General features: G+C 50.2%; 20 protein-coding genes and 1 other RNA gene. 9 read left to right on the top strand and 12 right to left on the bottom strand.

All coding sequences use genetic code 11. From position 1 onward, the window contains the following. Positions 1-86 precede the first annotated feature (86 nt). The 3 genes from ACO4XG_RS05915 to ACO4XG_RS05905 all read right to left on the bottom strand — a co-directional run bounded on the left by ACO4XG_RS05915 (position 87) and on the right by ACO4XG_RS05905 (position 2,449). Complete coding sequence (locus tag ACO4XG_RS05915; RefSeq protein WP_308509193.1) at positions 87-1,034, bottom strand: beta-ketoacyl-ACP synthase III; 948 nt, start codon at positions 1,032-1,034, stop codon at positions 87-89. A gap of 8 nt (positions 1,035-1,042) precedes the next feature. After that, a complete protein-coding gene (locus ACO4XG_RS05910) occupies positions 1,043-1,210 on the bottom strand; it encodes a hypothetical protein (protein ID WP_308509192.1) in 168 nt (55 codons plus the stop codon). Between the two features lie 66 nt (positions 1,211-1,276). Further along, positions 1,277-2,449 carry an NAD(P)-dependent malic enzyme gene (locus ACO4XG_RS05905; RefSeq protein WP_308509191.1) on the bottom strand — a complete coding sequence of 391 codons (1,173 nt, stop codon included), beginning with the start codon at positions 2,447-2,449 and terminating at the stop codon, positions 1,277-1,279. 303 nt (positions 2,450-2,752) lie between these two features. Between ACO4XG_RS05905 and ACO4XG_RS05900 the strand changes: the two genes are divergently transcribed. The 5 genes from ACO4XG_RS05900 (at position 2,753) to ACO4XG_RS05880 (ending at position 5,262) form a co-directional block, all read left to right on the top strand. Then, entirely contained in the window at positions 2,753-3,196 is a 444-nt protein-coding gene (locus ACO4XG_RS05900; RefSeq protein WP_308509190.1) for a DUF3290 family protein, read from the top strand. Between the two features lie 39 nt (positions 3,197-3,235). Then, positions 3,236-3,880, top strand: a complete 645-nt coding sequence (locus ACO4XG_RS05895) for a DUF421 domain-containing protein (RefSeq protein WP_308509189.1) — start codon at positions 3,236-3,238, stop codon at positions 3,878-3,880. A gap of 43 nt (positions 3,881-3,923) precedes the next feature. Next, positions 3,924-4,264, top strand: a transfer-messenger RNA (tmRNA) gene (ssrA, locus tag ACO4XG_RS05890). Next, positions 4,231-4,614, top strand: a complete 384-nt coding sequence (locus tag ACO4XG_RS05885) for a hypothetical protein (RefSeq protein ID WP_308509188.1) — start codon at positions 4,231-4,233, stop codon at positions 4,612-4,614. Before ssrA ends, ACO4XG_RS05885 begins: the two co-directional genes overlap by 34 nt. Before the next feature lie 12 nt (positions 4,615-4,626). Further along, entirely contained in the window at positions 4,627-5,262 is a 636-nt protein-coding gene (locus ACO4XG_RS05880) for a Type 1 glutamine amidotransferase-like domain-containing protein (RefSeq protein ID WP_308509187.1), read from the top strand. Positions 5,263-5,760: 498 nt separating this feature from the next. Here the strand turns inward: ACO4XG_RS05880 and ACO4XG_RS05875 are convergent, their stop codons facing one another. The 4 genes from ACO4XG_RS05875 to ACO4XG_RS05860 form a co-directional block, all read right to left on the bottom strand. Further along, a complete protein-coding gene (locus ACO4XG_RS05875; RefSeq protein ID WP_308509186.1) occupies positions 5,761-6,039 on the bottom strand; it encodes a DUF1294 domain-containing protein in 279 nt (92 codons plus the stop codon). Positions 6,040-6,151: 112 nt separating this feature from the next. Continuing rightward, the gene (yaaA, locus tag ACO4XG_RS05870) at positions 6,152-6,916 is read right to left on the bottom strand and encodes a peroxide stress protein YaaA (protein ID WP_308509185.1); all 765 of its coding nucleotides are present in this window, start codon (positions 6,914-6,916) and stop codon (positions 6,152-6,154) included. Then, complete coding sequence (gene bcp, locus ACO4XG_RS05865; protein ID WP_308509184.1) at positions 6,913-7,368, bottom strand: thioredoxin-dependent thiol peroxidase; 456 nt, start codon at positions 7,366-7,368, stop codon at positions 6,913-6,915. The genes yaaA and bcp overlap by 4 nt, the downstream gene beginning before the upstream one ends. Before the next feature lies 1 nt (position 7,369). After that, positions 7,370-7,678 (bottom strand): helix-turn-helix domain-containing protein, encoded by a 309-nt coding sequence (locus ACO4XG_RS05860; protein WP_308509183.1) that lies wholly within the window; start codon positions 7,676-7,678, stop codon positions 7,370-7,372. Between the two features lie 156 nt (positions 7,679-7,834). On the opposite strand from ACO4XG_RS05860, the gene ACO4XG_RS05855 reads away from it, so the two are divergent. After that, positions 7,835-9,049 (top strand): AIPR family protein, encoded by a 1,215-nt coding sequence (locus ACO4XG_RS05855; RefSeq protein ID WP_308509182.1) that lies wholly within the window; start codon positions 7,835-7,837, stop codon positions 9,047-9,049. Positions 9,050-9,230: 181 nt separating this feature from the next. Here ACO4XG_RS05855 and ACO4XG_RS05850 read toward each other — a convergent pair whose 3' ends face one another. The 4 genes from ACO4XG_RS05850 to ACO4XG_RS05835 form a co-directional block, all read right to left on the bottom strand. Continuing rightward, entirely contained in the window at positions 9,231-9,905 is a 675-nt protein-coding gene (locus ACO4XG_RS05850) for a DNA alkylation repair protein (protein WP_308509181.1), read from the bottom strand. Between the two features lie 36 nt (positions 9,906-9,941). Then, positions 9,942-10,940 carry a helix-turn-helix domain-containing protein gene (locus ACO4XG_RS05845; protein WP_308509180.1) on the bottom strand — a complete coding sequence of 333 codons (999 nt, stop codon included), beginning with the start codon at positions 10,938-10,940 and terminating at the stop codon, positions 9,942-9,944. Positions 10,941-11,140: 200 nt separating this feature from the next. Further along, the gene (locus tag ACO4XG_RS05840; RefSeq protein WP_308509179.1) at positions 11,141-11,686 is read right to left on the bottom strand and encodes a DUF1697 domain-containing protein; all 546 of its coding nucleotides are present in this window, start codon (positions 11,684-11,686) and stop codon (positions 11,141-11,143) included. A 182-nt stretch (positions 11,687-11,868) separates the two neighbouring features. After that, complete coding sequence (locus ACO4XG_RS05835) at positions 11,869-12,138, bottom strand: CsbD family protein (RefSeq protein WP_308509178.1); 270 nt, start codon at positions 12,136-12,138, stop codon at positions 11,869-11,871. Between the two features lie 185 nt (positions 12,139-12,323). Here ACO4XG_RS05835 and ACO4XG_RS05830 point away from each other — a divergent pair, with 185 nt between their 5' ends. Beyond that, a complete protein-coding gene (locus ACO4XG_RS05830) occupies positions 12,324-12,599 on the top strand; it encodes a TIGR03905 family TSCPD domain-containing protein (protein WP_308509177.1) in 276 nt (91 codons plus the stop codon). Between the two features lie 219 nt (positions 12,600-12,818). On the opposite strand, the gene ACO4XG_RS05825 is transcribed toward ACO4XG_RS05830, so the two are convergent. Continuing rightward, positions 12,819-14,081 (bottom strand): PDDEXK-like family protein, encoded by a 1,263-nt coding sequence (locus tag ACO4XG_RS05825; RefSeq protein WP_308509176.1) that lies wholly within the window; start codon positions 14,079-14,081, stop codon positions 12,819-12,821. Positions 14,082-14,450: 369 nt separating this feature from the next. Between ACO4XG_RS05825 and ACO4XG_RS05820 the strand changes: the two genes are divergently transcribed. Next, positions 14,451-15,389 carry an ABC transporter ATP-binding protein gene (locus tag ACO4XG_RS05820; RefSeq protein ID WP_308509175.1) on the top strand — a complete coding sequence of 313 codons (939 nt, stop codon included), beginning with the start codon at positions 14,451-14,453 and terminating at the stop codon, positions 15,387-15,389. Beyond that, positions 15,382-16,137 (top strand): ABC transporter permease, encoded by a 756-nt coding sequence (locus tag ACO4XG_RS05815; RefSeq protein ID WP_308509174.1) that lies wholly within the window; start codon positions 15,382-15,384, stop codon positions 16,135-16,137. The genes ACO4XG_RS05820 and ACO4XG_RS05815 overlap by 8 nt, the downstream gene beginning before the upstream one ends. The last annotated feature ends 97 nt before the right edge of the window (positions 16,138-16,234 follow it).

The following is a 16,234-nucleotide window of genomic DNA, read 5'->3' as shown; positions in this document are numbered from 1 at the left end:
AAGCTAATTGACACTTGTCATTGCTTTGTCAATATTGTTCACTACTTTTTTAACCGATTCTCTGCCCTACGTCAATAGCGTATCCGTCAATACCGTATCACGGTCGCACCCCAGGTGAGACCGCCGCCAAAACCGGAGAGCACCAGAATATCGCCCCGTTTTAACTTGCCCTCGCGGTTCAGGCGGTCAAACAGGGTCGGGATGCTGCCCGCCGAGGTGTTGGCCGTATCCGAGAGGTTCATCGGGAATTTTTCGAGCGGCTCGCCGAGGTGCTTCGCGACCGCCTCAATGATGCGGGAGTTCGCCTGGTGCAACACATAGGCGCTCACATCCTTTTTGTCGACGCCCGCGTTTTGCAGTGCCTCCTCAATGCAGAGCGGCACGGTGCGAACCGCAAAGCGGAACACTTCCTGCCCGTTCATGTGCAGGAAATGGTTGTCCGGGTCCGTACGACCGGTGAGGTTGTGCCCCTTCACGCCGTCCGCGCCGAGCGCGGAGCCGAGGATATCGCCCTTCGTCTCATCCTCCGTCGCTTCGAGCACCACTGCACCGACCGCGTCGCCGAAAAGCACGCAGGTGGTTCTGTCCTGCCAGTCGATATAGCGGGTCACGAGGTCGCCGCCGATTACCAGCGCCTTCTTTGCCAGTCCGGTCTTCATGAGGCCTTCCGCCGTCCGGAGCGAGTAGAGAAAGCCCGAGCAGGCCGCGTTAATATCAAAGGCGACCGCATTCACCGCGCCGATTTCCGCCTGAATCCGGCAGGCTGCGCTCGGCGTCACATTGCCGTCCGTGCAGGTGCCGACGATGATGAGGCCGATTTCCTCGGCGGGGACGCCGGCCATTTCGAGAGCCCGCTCCGCAGCCTCCTTGCCGAGGCTCTCGACGCTCTCCGTCTCATCGGCGACATGCCGCTGCCGTATGCCGGTGCGGGAATAAATCCACTCGTCGCTCGTCTCAATGATCTTTGCGAGATCATCATTCGTCACTACTTTTTTCGGCAGGGCGGAACCCGTGCCGGAAATCCAGAGCTGCATGCGTCACCTTACGCTTTCTGAAGCGACGGGTGCGCGCTCCGGTATGCTTTTTCGCAGGCGGGGCAACGTCCGCAAATTTTCAAGTAGTCGAGCTTCTCCTGCTGTTCGTATTCATTCCCCTCAACCTCTGCCGTCGCAATGTGACCGCAACCGTACAGAATGGTATGTTTTGCCATGTTACATCCTTCTTTCTATCTTGCCCTGTTTGCCTGCCTTTGCCGCGAAAAATGTTGCCATCCGCCTCAGATTCTCGCGACGCCCGTGCGTCTTGCCGCATCCGCGACAGCCTTTGCAACCACTTCCTTGACGCGCGGATCGAAGGCCTTCGGGATGATATTGTTCTCATTGACTTCATCGTCCGAAATCAGATTTGCGATTGCGACCGCCGCCGCCATCTTCATCTCCTCGTTGATGTCCTTCGCGCGGACATCGAACGCACCGCGGAACAGACCCGGGAACACGAGCACGTTGTTGATCTGGTTCGGGAAGTCCGATCTGCCGGTCGAGATGACCTTTGCGCCGCCCTTCTTCGCCTCGTCCGGGAAAATTTCCGGCGTCGGGTTTGCGCAGGCAAAGATGATAGCATCCTTGTTCATGCTCCGCACCATCTCTTCGGTGACCATGTTCGGGCCGGAGAAGCCGAGGAAGATGTCTGCGCCGACCAGTGCGTCCTTCAGGGTGCCGGTCTTATGATCCAGGTTTGTGACCTCGAGCATTTCCTTCTGCGCCCAGTTGAGATCCTTCGAGTTCTCGGTCATGATGCCCTCGCGGTTGCAGAGTGTCAGGTTCTTAAAGCCGTAGGAGAGCAAGAGCTTCGAGACCGCAATGCCGGCGCTACCCGGGCCGTTCACGACGACCTTAACCTTCTCCTTGTCCTTGCCGACCACCTTCAATGCATTGATGAGACCCGAGAGCACCACGATTGCCGTGCCGTGCTGGTCGTCGTGGAAAATCGGAATATCGCACTTCTCCTTCAGCTTCCGCTCGATTTCAAAGCAGCGCGGCGCCGCAATATCCTCGAGGTTTACACCGCCGAAGGAACCGGAGAGCAGGTAAATCGTATTGACAATCTCGTCCACGTCCTTGGACTTGATGCAGAGCGGGAATGCATCCACATCGCCGAATGCCTTGAAGAGCACACACTTGCCCTCCATGACCGGCATGCCTGCCTCCGGGCCGATGTCGCCGAGGCCCAGAACCGCCGTGCCGTCTGTCACGACCGCGCACAGATTCCAGCGTCTCGTGAGTTCATAGGACTTGTTCACGTCCTTCTGAATCTCCAGACAAGGCTCAGCAACACCCGGCGTATAAGCGAGCGATAAATCTTCCGAGGTCTTGACCGGAATGTCCGTGATAACTTTGATCTTACCCCTCCACTCGTAATGCTTTTTCAGTGATTCCTCTGCGTAGTTCATGTTATCCTCCTGTCTCTGCAATGCCGGGCAACGACACAAACCCGTATGGGGAAATCATACACAAAATAACAAGTCTTTTCAAGAATAAGCGCCCTCCCCGCACTGCGATTCCGTCCGCTCCGCGCAGGGCTTCAATGTCTTTATTAAGCTTCCCTTAATTTTAGCCGGTGCTTCCATATCGTAATGAACATCTACCGGCTTCCGTCAAAAAAGACTTGCTAATTTAAGCCTGTCCTGTGGTAGAATCGGCCTGTCACTCACTGTAACTGTCTCGGGGCGCACAGCGCCCTTTCGGAGTGTTCTATGAAATTTTATTCCTATGAGTTCCTGCTCCGTCGCAATGTCGGCATGAACCGCGTTCAGCTGGTCATTGCAGCCGTTCTGTTTCTGGTGCTGCTCTTCAACGGCATACGCTACTTTAAGAACAAGCAGATTTCCCGTTACCGGGAACTCGCGCTGATTGCCCTGCTCCTCTTAATTACCATGGGACTCCTGCAGATTAACCGCTACCGGGAAATGCAGGCGAGTGGCCAGCGGGCGGAACTCGCAATCCACTCGGTGGAACGCATCGCAAAAGAACTGAATGTCCCCGCGGAAGAGGTTTTCCTCAACGCGACGGAATTTTCCGGAAATCCCATCATTTTTGCGGAAGGCAAGTACTACCGTGTGCTCTTCATTAATGACACAAGCTGCAATCTGGAACCCATAGAACTGCTCGGCACGGAACCGGAATTCATCCGGGAATAAAGTGCCCGCTCTCACGCATCGCCTGCGAGGATTTTGATTATGTTTTCTTTTTTCAGTAACTTTTATTTTCTCGTCGCAATCAAGCTCTTGATCGGTCTTCTCTCCCTCTCCTTTGTCATCAACATCAGCGGAAAGGGAAACCTTGCGCCCTCGAACGCCTCCGACCAGATTCAGAATTATGTACTCGGTGGTATCATCGGCGGCACCATCTACAACAGCGCCATCACCGTGCTGCAGTACATTCTGATTTTGCTCCTCTGGTGCATTGTGATCCTGAGTCTCAAGTGGGTCAAGACCAACAACCGCTTCATAGGCCGGCTACTGGACGGCCAGCCCCTGGTGCTTGTGAACCACGGCAAACTGAACATCGCGAATTGCCGCCGCGCCGGCCTCTCCGCGCACGACCTCTCCTTCAAGCTCCGCGCAGCGGGCTACTATTACTGGGAGGATTTGCAGCGCGTTGTCGTTGAGCAGGACGGCAAGCTCTTAATCATCCCTTACGGCGAAGAAAATCCGAAATATCCGCTGGTCACCGACGGGCAGATTCAGACGGATATTCTGGAAATCATCGGCAAGGACGATGCCTGGCTCACGGAGGCCCTTGCCAATATGGGCTACCGCGATCTGAGCCGCATCTTTCTCGTCGAATACCGCGACGGAAAACTCCTGGTTTCCGCATTCTAAGCTTGTGCTATGGGCCCGAATATGGTACAATTTATGCCTATTCGGGGATGTACCGGTTTCGACAGGGACCGTGCAGCCGGTGAAGCTATCCGCATGCGGTGCGTTAAACGGCAAACTTAAATACAAACGCTAACGAAAATTTAGCATACGCAGCCTAAGGGCTTGCCGTCCGACCTGAAGCACTCACACTCCGGGACCCGGGCGTCGACATTGTGAGAAACGACTTGCGTTAAGCTTTGCGCGCAAGGGCGTAACATGAAGCTACTGAAACCGCGAGGGCGTCCGCTCCCGCGCGGCAGAGGGAATGTCAAAGAGCTGACTATGATAGTAGAAGAACGGGGAATCGGTTTTTGGACACGGGTTCGACTCCCGTCATCTCCAGTCAAGTATTCACATCCGAACTCGGTGTTTTTCGTGAAGCACTGTTTCGGATTCGTGTTCACAACAAAGAGCGCGGATCTACGCCGGAAACGGTGCGGATGCGCGCTCTTTTTATAACAGACTCGAGAAAGGAGCGCTTTATGCCCGAGAAGCTAAATCTGTCTTTCGATTTTGACGCGGGTGCAAATAAGAACACCGAAAAAATCTGTGAAGATCTGTTCTACACCGAGCGCAATATGGCACACTTGCGCCGCGGCATCACTGCCCTAAATGCAGGGAAAGGTAAAGAGCACGAAGTGTTAGCGGCTGAGGACAACGGCGCTATTCCGAATGAAGACCGCCCCCGGCGATAAGGAGGATTTAAAATGGAACTGCTGCTTGTATCCTATCTTGCCGGAACAAAAACAATCACGGCGAACTATCTTTCCAAACTGTCTTCCAAGACAATTACGTTTATTCCCACAGCCGGAAATGTGGAGCCCTATACCGGTTTTATTGACGAGGGGATTGCGATGCTGGAGGACTTAGGCTATCAGCTGCAGATGCTCGATATCTCCAAATTCGAAGAACCTGTGCTGATACAGGAACTGGAGAGCGCAGCCTGTGTCTGCATATCCGGCGGCAATACCTTTTATCTCTTGCAGGAGTTAAAAAAGAAGCATCTCACAGAGCTTCTCGCGCGCCGCATCCGGGAGGGCATGTTCTATATCGGCGAATCCGCAGGCGCAATCATCGCCGCACCCAATATTGAATACAATCAAATTATGGACGACAAAACCCTTGCGCCCGACCTCACGGATTATTCGGCCCTGTCTGTATTTGACCACTCCGTTCTTCCGCATTTGGGAGAATTTCCCTTCGAGACAAGCTCCCGTGAAACCCTGGAACGCTACCGAAATTCATTGAAGCTGATTCCGCTCAACAATCACGAGGCAGTCTTGGTAAACGATCGGGGGTATACCATACTGCGCGAAACAAGCCCTGAAGGGAAAGCTCTATGACGCCGTTAGAACTCATGCAATCTATGCAGCCCTATCACAACAGCTACGAAGGCACACCTGCTCATCTGCAGGACAAGGCAAAACAGCTTTGCTGGGAATACAATCAGACTTCGCCCCGGGCGTGTGAAAAGTCCTCTTCTTACCAACGGCATCTGGTAAAAAGGGGACTTTTTAAGCACGATTCTTTACAGATTATGGCGAATCGTCTCATGGCTTCCGGAGAAAGTCTACACAAGGTCGAAAACACGCCAACTCTTCCGCAGTTAGCTCCCGACACGTTTCATCCGGCGTCAACGGCCGCTCTTCTAGTGCTTTCAACATATCCTTCTGCTTTTTGGTCAGAGGTTTCTTTATGTCAATCTCTCTTTGAATCATGGTAGGCTCTCCTTTCTTCATTTGTCGCTTTTCTCACCTATTATACTTCCCTGTAGTTTACCCTTAAATTCTAGCCGGCGCAAATTACAAAGAAGAGGACAGCCCCTGTGCTGTCCTCTTCTTTCACTGAAATACTCGATACGCAAGCCAAGCCCAGAGTAAGAGGGCAAGCGGCACAAGTATGCGAAACTTCCACTTTTGCGTCTTGTGACGAAAGAAATTCATGCCAAAGAACGCCCCCGGCGCGCCGCCGAGAAAGGCGCTGAGTAAGAGCGTGCGCTCCGAAATGCGCCAGGTATGACGGCGGGACTTTTCTTTGTCAAAACCGAAGAGCAAAAAGCTCATGAGACTCAGTGCAGCCACCCAGAGCAGAAAAATGCTCTGTTCCGTGTTCAAGTGCATGCCTCTCTCCTCCTGTCCTCTGCTTCTCTCCTGTTATACCGACTTCCTGCGTCTTCTATCTCCCGGCTCTATTCTTTCCCGTTCGTCAGAGCCCTGCGTATGCTGTCCGGAATCAAACTTCCTCGTAAGTCCCGGGTTCCCGGGCAAAGAAATAGTTTGTCTCGGTAGAAAGTTCGTCCCGGAAGGCATAGCCGCTACGCGAAAAGTGCTTCAACTGCTCCGGTCCCTCCGCGCCTATCTCCGCGAGATAGCGAACCATCTCCCCGCGCGCCATCTTGGCATAGACACCCTTCTGGACTACTTTGCCGCCCAGAAGTTCTCCGAACACGCAGGTAATAAAGCGATCCTCCGGCTGTAAATACGCCTCGATTGCCTTCGAATACTCCTTCGAGGCGAGGTTGATGATGACACCGCTCTCATCCCGCACGGCGCGGTACAGCTTATCGCCCCAGAAGGCGTAGAGGTTCTTGTGACCTGCGACGGCGGCCTTTGCCTGCATTTCCAGGCGATAGGGCAGCACGGCGTCCATCGGCCGCAACACGCCGTAAAAGCCGGACAGAATGCAGAGTCTCTCCTCCAGATAGGTGAGTGCCGCGTCTTCGAGCACTTCCGGCGCCATGTATTGGTACTGAATGCCCTCGTAGGCAAGAAGCGCGGGTGTGTCCGCCTCCCGAAGCATCATCTCCGCGAGGCGGGCAACATTTTCCGCGGTCAGCTTGTCATTGCAACCCCAGAGCGCCTTCAACTCCGGATACGAGCGCGCCCTGAGCCAGGTGAGCAATTCCTCGGTCTCCGAAAGATATTGCGGCAGATGTCGGGGCGCTATACTGTCTCGCTGCACGCGCATCTTTTTCGCCGGGGAGATGAGTATCTTCATGCGAGTTCTCCGAGCATATCCGCCGGATTTTCGGCGGGTTTCACCTTTTCAAAGCCTTTCACGATGATGCCCTGCTCGTCAATCAGATAGGTAGTCCGGACAACACCCATCGAGACCTTGCCGTACATCTTCTTTTCTTTCCAGACATCGTAGGCCTGAATTACCGTCTTTTCGGGATCCGAGAGCAACACAAACGGCAGTCCGTACTTTTCCTCAAACTTCTTGTGCGAGGCAACGCTGTCCTTGCTGATGCCGAGCACTGCTGCACCCTTCTCGCGAAACTGCGGGTAGAGCTGCGCAAACGCGCAGGCCTGCTTCGTGCAGCCGGCCGTCATATCCTTCGGGTAAAAATAGAGGATGACCTTCTGTCCCCTGTAGTCCGAGAGCTTGCGCAGCTCTCCGTTCTGATCCGGCAGTGTAAAATCGGGTGCTTTGGTTCCGTTTGCTAACATTTCATTCTCCTTTCCATGCCTCCACAATTTCAGCAAACAGTTCTTTAGGTTCTACTTCCAGTGCCGTTGCGAATTTAAATAGTAACTCAATACTTATCAAGTTTTTTCCATTTTCGATATTGATTAAATGGCGTTCTGAAATCCAATCTTCACCTCCAAAGTAATTGATCGAGATCCATTCAATGAACCGCTGACGATTTTTTCCAACATTATTACTTAAACCTTCTCTCTTCCTCCTTAACAGCTCTCCTACTCGGATTAGTCGCTCATCATATTTCTCTCTCCGTGTCTTATCTCTTCTAGTTGTCATACACACCCTAAAAATATGAACCATGGTTCATTGTTTTAACTCAGCTGCGATGCTATGGTATAACTACCAGCTGGTAACCACTTAAACGGCAACAAAACTGCCATGATTATGTTATCGATTTCCTAAGAAGAGATCAAGATCCAGAAAGGAGAAAAAATGGATCCAAAACAGAACAAATTTCAGTTTTCAGTTGAAGCAATTAGAACGCTGTCATCCCCCTACTCTACAGACAACGATAGCGAGACTATATACTACTTACTCGTCGATATGGCTAAGTTACCTGGAAATCTTCCGTGTGACGTTAATCCACGTGAGCCCAAAATGACTACCAATGTCGCGAAACGCTTGCTTAAAGCGGTTACAGAGCCGGAAACCGACTTCTATATCAACAATCGTGGTATTGTAATTGCCGCCAAGTCTCTTAAGTTTAACAGCAATGATTCCACAGTTACTATTGACCTCGGAAATCAAAGCGACGAAAACGATCGCTATAGCTATGGAATACTGGACGGCGGACATACCTATCGCGCAATAATAACTCAACGCGAACAGATTCCTTCCAACATCAAGAAGTTTGTACGTTTGGAAGTCATAACTAATGTACAGAATATTACACGGCTCTCAGATGCGCGTAACACCTCTGTACAAGTCTCCGATATTGCCCTCTTCAATCTTGATGACAACTTTGCGGATGTACAAGCTGCAATCGCAAAAGAACCTTATCATGATAAAATTGCATACAAGGACAATGCTCCGGAACCCATTCACATTTCTGAATTGATTCGGCTCATGTATGCCTTCGATATTGACAAATATCCTGATGACAAGGCCGCTCCCATTCAGAGTTATTCCGGAGTCGCACAGGTATTCAAGCATTATCAGTCTGCGTACGATAGTCCGTTTTATAAAGCCTTGACTAAGGAGCTTCCTACGTTAGTCCGCCTTTATGACACAATTGAGGCTACTCTCCCGGAGAAATATACGACTTACAAAAAGCAGTCGTCAGGCGTCCAAAACCCTCGTTTTGGTAGTGTCCGCGGCATTATCCCTAAGGACAATAGTTCCACCAAGTTCTTATCTACCAAAACCAACTATTTAATCTCCAACGGTTATATCTTCCCAATTTTCGGTGCATTTCGTAGTCTGCTTCGTTATTATGAGGAGACCAATGAGAAGACCGGTGAGAAGACCGGTAGAGTCAGCTGGATTTTTGATCCCATCAGTATTTGGAATACCGTCGGGGATTCTCTTGCACAAAACACCTTTGAGACTAATGCAAATCCGCAACTGGCCGGAAAGGACAGACAACTCTGGCTTACCAACTACCGTATTGTAGAAACTCAGAGTCTACGCCAGCAGCTCGGAAGATAATAATTTTGCTTTTTTGTTCCCTGCAAAAAGAAAGAGGCAGCCCTCGGGCTGCCTCTTCCTTGCTTTCCGGCTAAGCGGACAAAATTCCTTCCTTGCTCATCGGAATACCTCCGTTTTGCCTGGTAAACTTGTCAACCGCCTTTTCCCTATTCCGGTCAAATCCGGCAAGCGTTTTCCTCTGTCAGCACTTCAAGCTTTTCAGGTACTCCTTCTCCGCTGCCGTAATGCGGTAACTCTCCCGCGCCTTCTGTATCGCCTTATTGTGTGTCCACCGCGCAAGCCGCTTGTTTTCCAGATAGGGGATTGTTGCCTCCCACTGCTTGGCGAGCGCCGTCGCAAAGAACCAGGCGAGCATCATGTTTACATAATATTCCTCGGATTGCACCGCCGCCGGAATTTCCAAATATGCCGCATCAAAATCCGCATCCAGAAAATGCTGCATCAGCATCTCGATTCCGAAGCGGCAGGTATAGGTCTTTTCCGATTTTACCCAGATACGGATGCGCTGTAACAGCTCCTCTTTGTGCTTTGCAAAGACCTTGGGCGAAAAAATATCGCAGACCGCCCAGTTGTCTATGAGGGGCAGAAAGGCTTCTGTCTCCTCGAGGCAGCGCGCAAAGTCCTTCTCCTCTGCAATAAGGAGGGCGTGGAGCAGGTCTTCGTCATAATAGCCGTGCGGCAAAGCCCGCAAAAACTGCCGGTGTTCCGGGTCTTTATAATACCGTTTCGCAAGCTTTCTGAGTTCCGGCACCCGGACGCCGATGACGCGCTCCGCGGGAACGCCCGGTATTAACTTTTGTTGAAATGCCGCATATTCCTCGTCCCGAAGCGCAAAGAGTTCTTCTCGGATATTCATAGCTTTCCCTCCATAGGTATGCCTCTCTCACTCCCGTCACTTCTCATCCGCCTTAAGCACCATACGCACAATTCCGTAAACACCCGCATAGAGGATGCCCGCCACCGCCCAAATAATCCAGGACTCCTCCCAGTCCTGCCTCCAAGTGCTCCAGCCGATATAGATTGCGGTTGTGAGGCACCAGTACGCGGCGACAAAGGCTCCCATCTTTGCCTGTATGCGCTTTTTATTCTTGGCGTAATCCCCCGCCTGGAGTATGGTGTCGTAACTCTCTTTGACCGTGCTCACGCGAACAATCAGGTTTGCCCCCAGCGCAACCAGCGCGAGCAAGAGATCCACACAGAGAATCAAAACCAAGTCGCTTGACTCCATAACGCCCGCAACGAGGAGCGGAATCACCGCCACAATGCAGATTACGGTGCCGCTGGCAACTCCCAGCGAATAGCGACTCTCGTAATCCCGCTTCTTCTCCTTCACCATGCCGCTCACACCGTATTCGGTTTCAAATGACTCCCGCTCCAAGTACTCAAAACGGCTCAATTTATTCCGATCTATGATCTGAATGAATACGCCTACCGCCGTGAGGAGCAGCAGAACCGCCAAACCGACTGCCATCGCCGGACCTTCCGCCAAGTTGTAGTCCGGACTTTCGGTGATTCCGACAAGCAGAAGCAATGCGACCGGACTTAAGATGAACAAGCTGACCGTATTCGCGAGTCGGGGCGCTGTCTCCCGCTTTGCGTCCAAAAACGCATTGGCCTCCTCCATGCTCACCCGACGCAGCGGACTGTCTGCCTCGCTCCCGAATGTTTCGACCACGTCCCGGTTTTCCTTCTCCAGCTCATCCTTCAGAAGGTAATCCGTGCTCACGCCGAAGAGCTCGGCCATCTGAATGACCTTTTTGAGATCCGGCACCGAACCCGCGCTCTCCCATTTGGAGACCGACTGCCTCGACACACCGAGCTGTTCGGCCAGTTCCTCCTGGGACCACCCGTTCTTCTTTCTCTCGTCTATAATCTTATCCGCCAAAATCATGTCTGTTCTCCTTCCGTTTTTGATAGCTCAAGCATGCCATTTTGCGCGCTTGCAGGCTACCAAAGCGGCTTGTCAATTTGTCAAACGGGGGTTGCGTTTCGCTTGCAGCGTGAGTTGACGTCACACCTTCTTCCCGATTCTCTGTTCCGCCGAATGAAGCTGCGATAAAACGACAGACGACGGCTCATGGGAGCGGTCGCTCACTTTTCGTTTTCGAGGAGTTCCGCAATTTTCTCATACGTATTTCCGTTTCGTATGGTGATTTCCCTGTAGAACGCTTGCTTCATCAGCTTTTTATGATAAATCGTTTTCAGGTACTCCGCCTCATCGTATTTGCCCCAGAATACCGCGTGCCGCCCCAGGTGCACAACTTCGTTGTACAGAGCGGCTTCTTCGACAAAGTTCCGTATCTTATCCGCGTCCGTACCGCAGGAGTAGAACAAAACATCTCTTCTCGCCATCTCCCCGTGCCACCATGCGGGCAAGGCTTCCCGCTCTTCCAAGTATTCCTCTTTTGTGAGCAGGGCAAAGGGGATAGAAAAATCATAGTTTGTTTCCAACAGCGCTCTGATTTTCGAGATGCAACTCTCTTTCGCTTCCTCACTGCCGAAAAAGAGATTCCCGCTGTTAATGTAAGAGCCCACCTCTTCAAACCCGGCGTCCGTGAGCAAGGTGCTTAATTCACGCATCACCACTTTGTTCTTGCCGCCTACATTGACACCGCGCAGTAAAAGAATGTATCGCAAGGAAAGACCCTCCCGGAAATCGGCTTCTGTTTTCGCTGACTTAATACGGTTATAGCATACTTTGATTTCGCTTGATACCTTTCGTCAGCGCTCCATCTCCTGCGGCTCCTTCCACTTCTTAGCCCAAAAAGGAAAAAGCCCCTTTTACCGCGCTCGGTAAAGGGGACTTTTTCCTATCAAACTTATTCTTTGTCCTTGTTCAGAATGTTCTTGACACCGTCAAGCGTTCCTTCCACTGCATCCTTCACATTTCCGGCAACTTCCTTTGCCTTGGCGGATGCCTTCTCCGCCGCTTCTTCCGCTGCCTTCTTGGCATCTTCCGCGACTTCCTTTGCCTTCGCGGTCGCCTGCTCCGCAGCGCCTTCCTTCTCTGCCTTTACATCGCCGGAAATCTTACCGACGCCTTCTTTGACAGCACCCTTCAGCTGATCGATCTTATCTTCAAGAGACATAGAAATTCCTCCTTTCGTGTTGCCTTCGGTTTCTCGTTTATTTCTACAGGGCCCCAGCCTACCTGCATTGTACCCCGACTCAGCAAAATAAGCAATCGAACGCTCGTCTTGCATTTGCTATGTACTTGATATGTTTTTTCCGGCGTGTACAATAATGGTATCAAAACATGAGGAGGTTTTCGGAAATGAAACGCTATTCGTATCAAACACGCGGTGTCTGCGCAAAACAAATCAGCTTCGAACTCAAAGACAAGCGACTGCACAACGTCGTCTTCCACGGCGGATGTCCCGGCAATACCTCTGCCATCAGCAGACTGCTTGAGGGCAGGGATGCGGCCGAGGCGGTGTCTCTCCTCAGAGGAAATGATTGCGACGGCCGCGGGACCTCTTGCGCCGATCAGTTGGCAATCGCCGTGGAAGATGCCTTAAAGCAAGCGGACTCGATTGCTCCTTCGATGTAAGCCGCGCTTACTGTCTCTTATATCCGGTAATCATCGTCATGACAAAACAGAATACCGTTGCCCATGCGAAAAACTTGTGTGACTTCATATAGCCATACCTTCCTTTCTCTTTGTGCTTTACGACTGTATAAGTCAATCTTACCTTGAATCGATAGGAAATGCCAGTGCCGAAAGAGCACCGGCATTTTTTTCAGGTTCTTTTCAGTAGTCCTGTACCATTTATGCCTTCATCAATACCACAATCGTATCCGCAATTTCAGCCAACACTCTCCCGATTGTTTCTTGAAAAGCCTGCCTGTCATACAGCTCTTTGTATGCGTTATTGCAACTCCTGAAATCAATATCCTCCGCCATAAATCTCTGCCAATACCAGTATTTACTTTTGCTGCCATCACACGCAACCGGCATTAGATGGTCACGCACATACTTTTCTATAACGCCATCGCGACTCTCCGGATTCGAGTTCTTTTTTATGATTGGATTCCAGGGGGCAATACCAAAATAAAGCTGGCTTCCAATTTCAAAGCGTAGTACGATTTTAGCCCCTATCTCGGGACTGGCTGAAGGCACATTATAATTCAGACTTGGCCAGGTAAATGAATTCTTTTCGTAATAACGGATTGCCTCATCCCTGTATTCTTCATGAACAAGGTGCTTTGAATAGCCAAGTTTATCCATATGATTCTTGATGGCATCAAAGATTTCAATCATTTTTTCTGCCTTTACAGCCGCAAGAACATTCGCGATTTTTTCCGCTGCTTCGAAATTACCTCTTGAGGATGAAACTTGATTCATAACTTCCATCTCCACTTTCCCCTCCTCCTTTCCTGCCAGCTGTTTCAATATCTCCCGAAACTGCCTCAAAATCTCTCTGACAGGATAGATCTGTTCCAACGCATCCGCCTTGATACAGGTCGTCAGCCAATCAATTATTTCTTCAGCAAACGAAATGCACTGAATCTGCGTGTCTTTCAATCCGTTTTTACTGCTGTACGAAGGCTCATGTCCATCCAGGGTAAGGTAATAGATGACAACATCCGGATCATACCTGACAGCGAAGTTATAATAATCAAAGCATTGACGTTCCTGGTCTGCCGCATAAACTTTTGCCTCAATCGGAAGCATATATTTTCCTATCCTGATTAAAAGATCGATGCGCCGATCATTCTTGATGAGTACCTCTCCCGAAACCGTAGCCTTGTCATAGTCCTCGGATGTAATTTGCCGAGTCTTTGCCCATCCTAAAGTCTCCAAAAACAGCCGGAGAAAAACACTGCCTTGCCCATGGCTTCCCTTGGGATCCAACAATTCGCGAATCAAACGGCATATTTTCACTTCATCACTCAGAATTCGCTGTACTCGGAAAATATTGAATTCTCTCCCCTGTTGAAACCGCTTCGCCCTATCAGAAGCAATCAATCTACGGACATCATTCAACAGCTGATCGATGTGTTTGTCCTCATTTTGTTCCGTAGCTTCCATATTCACTCACTCCTTGTGCTTCTGATATTATGCCTGCGACTATCTTTGCAAACTTGTTTCTCTGGCTCTCCGCCTCCGACGGCTCCACACAGGGGCCGTATCATAGTGCCGGGTAAAACATGACGCTTGCATTCATTGTCCGCCAAACGGTTCTCCATTTGTCCTACTCACCATAAAATTTTATCGTTAGCTTCTGAAAGTCGCAATGCGCAGTATGATAATTCCGTCTCGAAATTGTTAGTTTGAAAAGTTATCACATGTAAATCATAGATGAAAAAGCCAATTTGTGTTACATTTACGGTAGTCTTTTTGAATACATCTCATATCATCGAATCGGTTACAGCCCTTGGCACGACCGGGAGGACGCGAATGATTTACTGTGTTGATCAACTGACAAAGTCATTTGGGAATCATACCGCACTCAGGAATCTGTGTGTTGAGATAAGCGAACCCGGAATTTACGGGATTTTGGGGCCGAACGGTGCCGGAAAAAGCACTTTTATCAAACTGATGTTAAAGATATTAACGCCAAGCTCTGGGAACATCTACTATAATGGCAAAAACATCGAGCACGCCGGAAACGATTACTTTAGGACTATCGGTGCCGTCCTTGAAGGAAATCGAAATTTGTATTGGTATATGTCTGCCAAGGAGAATTTGCGTTATTACGGACGCTTAATGGGGCTGGACGACACTGTCATTCGAAACCGGACAGAGGAATTGCTCTCTGTTATGGATTTACAGGGGCACGAGAATAAAAAAGTGGGCTATTGCTCTAGAGGAATGCAACAAAAAGTCGCCTTGATGACGGCGCTCATTCATTCTCCTAAAATTCTGTTTCTGGATGAGCCCACCTTAGGCCTGGATTTAACAACGAAGTTGAGTGTTATTTCCGAAATCCGAAGGATGTCAGAACAGGGCACGACTGTATTTCTGACGACTCACCAGATTGATGTATTGGAGCGCCTTACAAATAAACTCCTCATCTTAGAAAACGGCGTTGCCACGTATCAGGGTAGCATCGATGCTCTCGTAAATGCGCACAAGGGGCAAGAACGTACGGAATACACCCTGGCCTATACGAAAGAAGCCGTTGAGGTGCTCGCATCTCTTATTCCCTCGGAAGCAATCCGTATCCATGAAGAAAAAGGGCAAATTCACTTGAACCTTTCCGAGTCCGAGGAGGCTTTTGCGTACTCTCTTGTACAACTATGCGCAGAGAACCATATAAGAATCCTAGCTGTCACACCTGAAACGCCGACCTTGGAAGAAGTTCTCATTGCTTTTTGGAGGAATCATCATGGCTAAGATAAGGCGTTGCTTTACCGCTGAGTTGCGAAAGTACTATCTGGAAGCGAAATGCTATTATCCGGATCACATCGTCAACTTATTCGTGCTGTTTATCATGTTCATCGGTTTCTTCAAACTGTTCTCAAACTCTGCCGAACGCCCCAACTCTACATATTACATAGGCTTCGTGTATTGGTTTTACGCCAACGGCATCATCGGTGAATCTTCCATGGCCATTTCCTCCGAAAAGCAGAGCGGAACGTTTGAACAGTTGCTGATAAAGCCCACCGGTCTCTCCGGTATTTTATTTTGCAGAGCAGTCTGCTGGTTGCTGTTTCAGTCCGTCGAAATCATTTTGGTCATGTCAGCGATTCATGTGATATTTTCTATCCCCATGTCTTTTTCATGGATGGTTCTCCCCGTGTTCGCGATTACCATGTTGGGGCTCATAGGAATATCCTATTTCCTTTCGGCCTTGACACTGATTTTTACCAAAACCGCTTCGTTCATAGCCATTGCAGGCTATTTACTCTTGTTCTTTTCGGGAGTGGTCGATGGGCGCAACATTCAAAGCTTTGCCCATTATGTTATGCCGCTTTCACAGGGCATTTATATTTCACGCAGCATCATCGAAGGGAACATGGTTTCTGTTTTTGATGTCGGGCTACTCGTACTTAATTCGCTCGCCTATCTTTTCACCGGGCTATCGGCATTTCACTTTGTGATGAGACACGGCAGAAAAAAAGGTATCAGCATGGAATACTAAAAAAGAGAGCTATGCCGCTACAGCTAACACTGCCCGGCATAGCTCATTCTGTTTTTGGAGCCGAATTGCCCCTTCACAAATCAATCTCCAGCTTCTG

The sequence above is a fragment of the Stomatobaculum sp. genome (assembly GCF_057248925.1).
The sequence above is the reverse complement of the archived record's forward strand: the minus strand, read 5'-3'. Positions and strand labels throughout refer to the sequence as shown.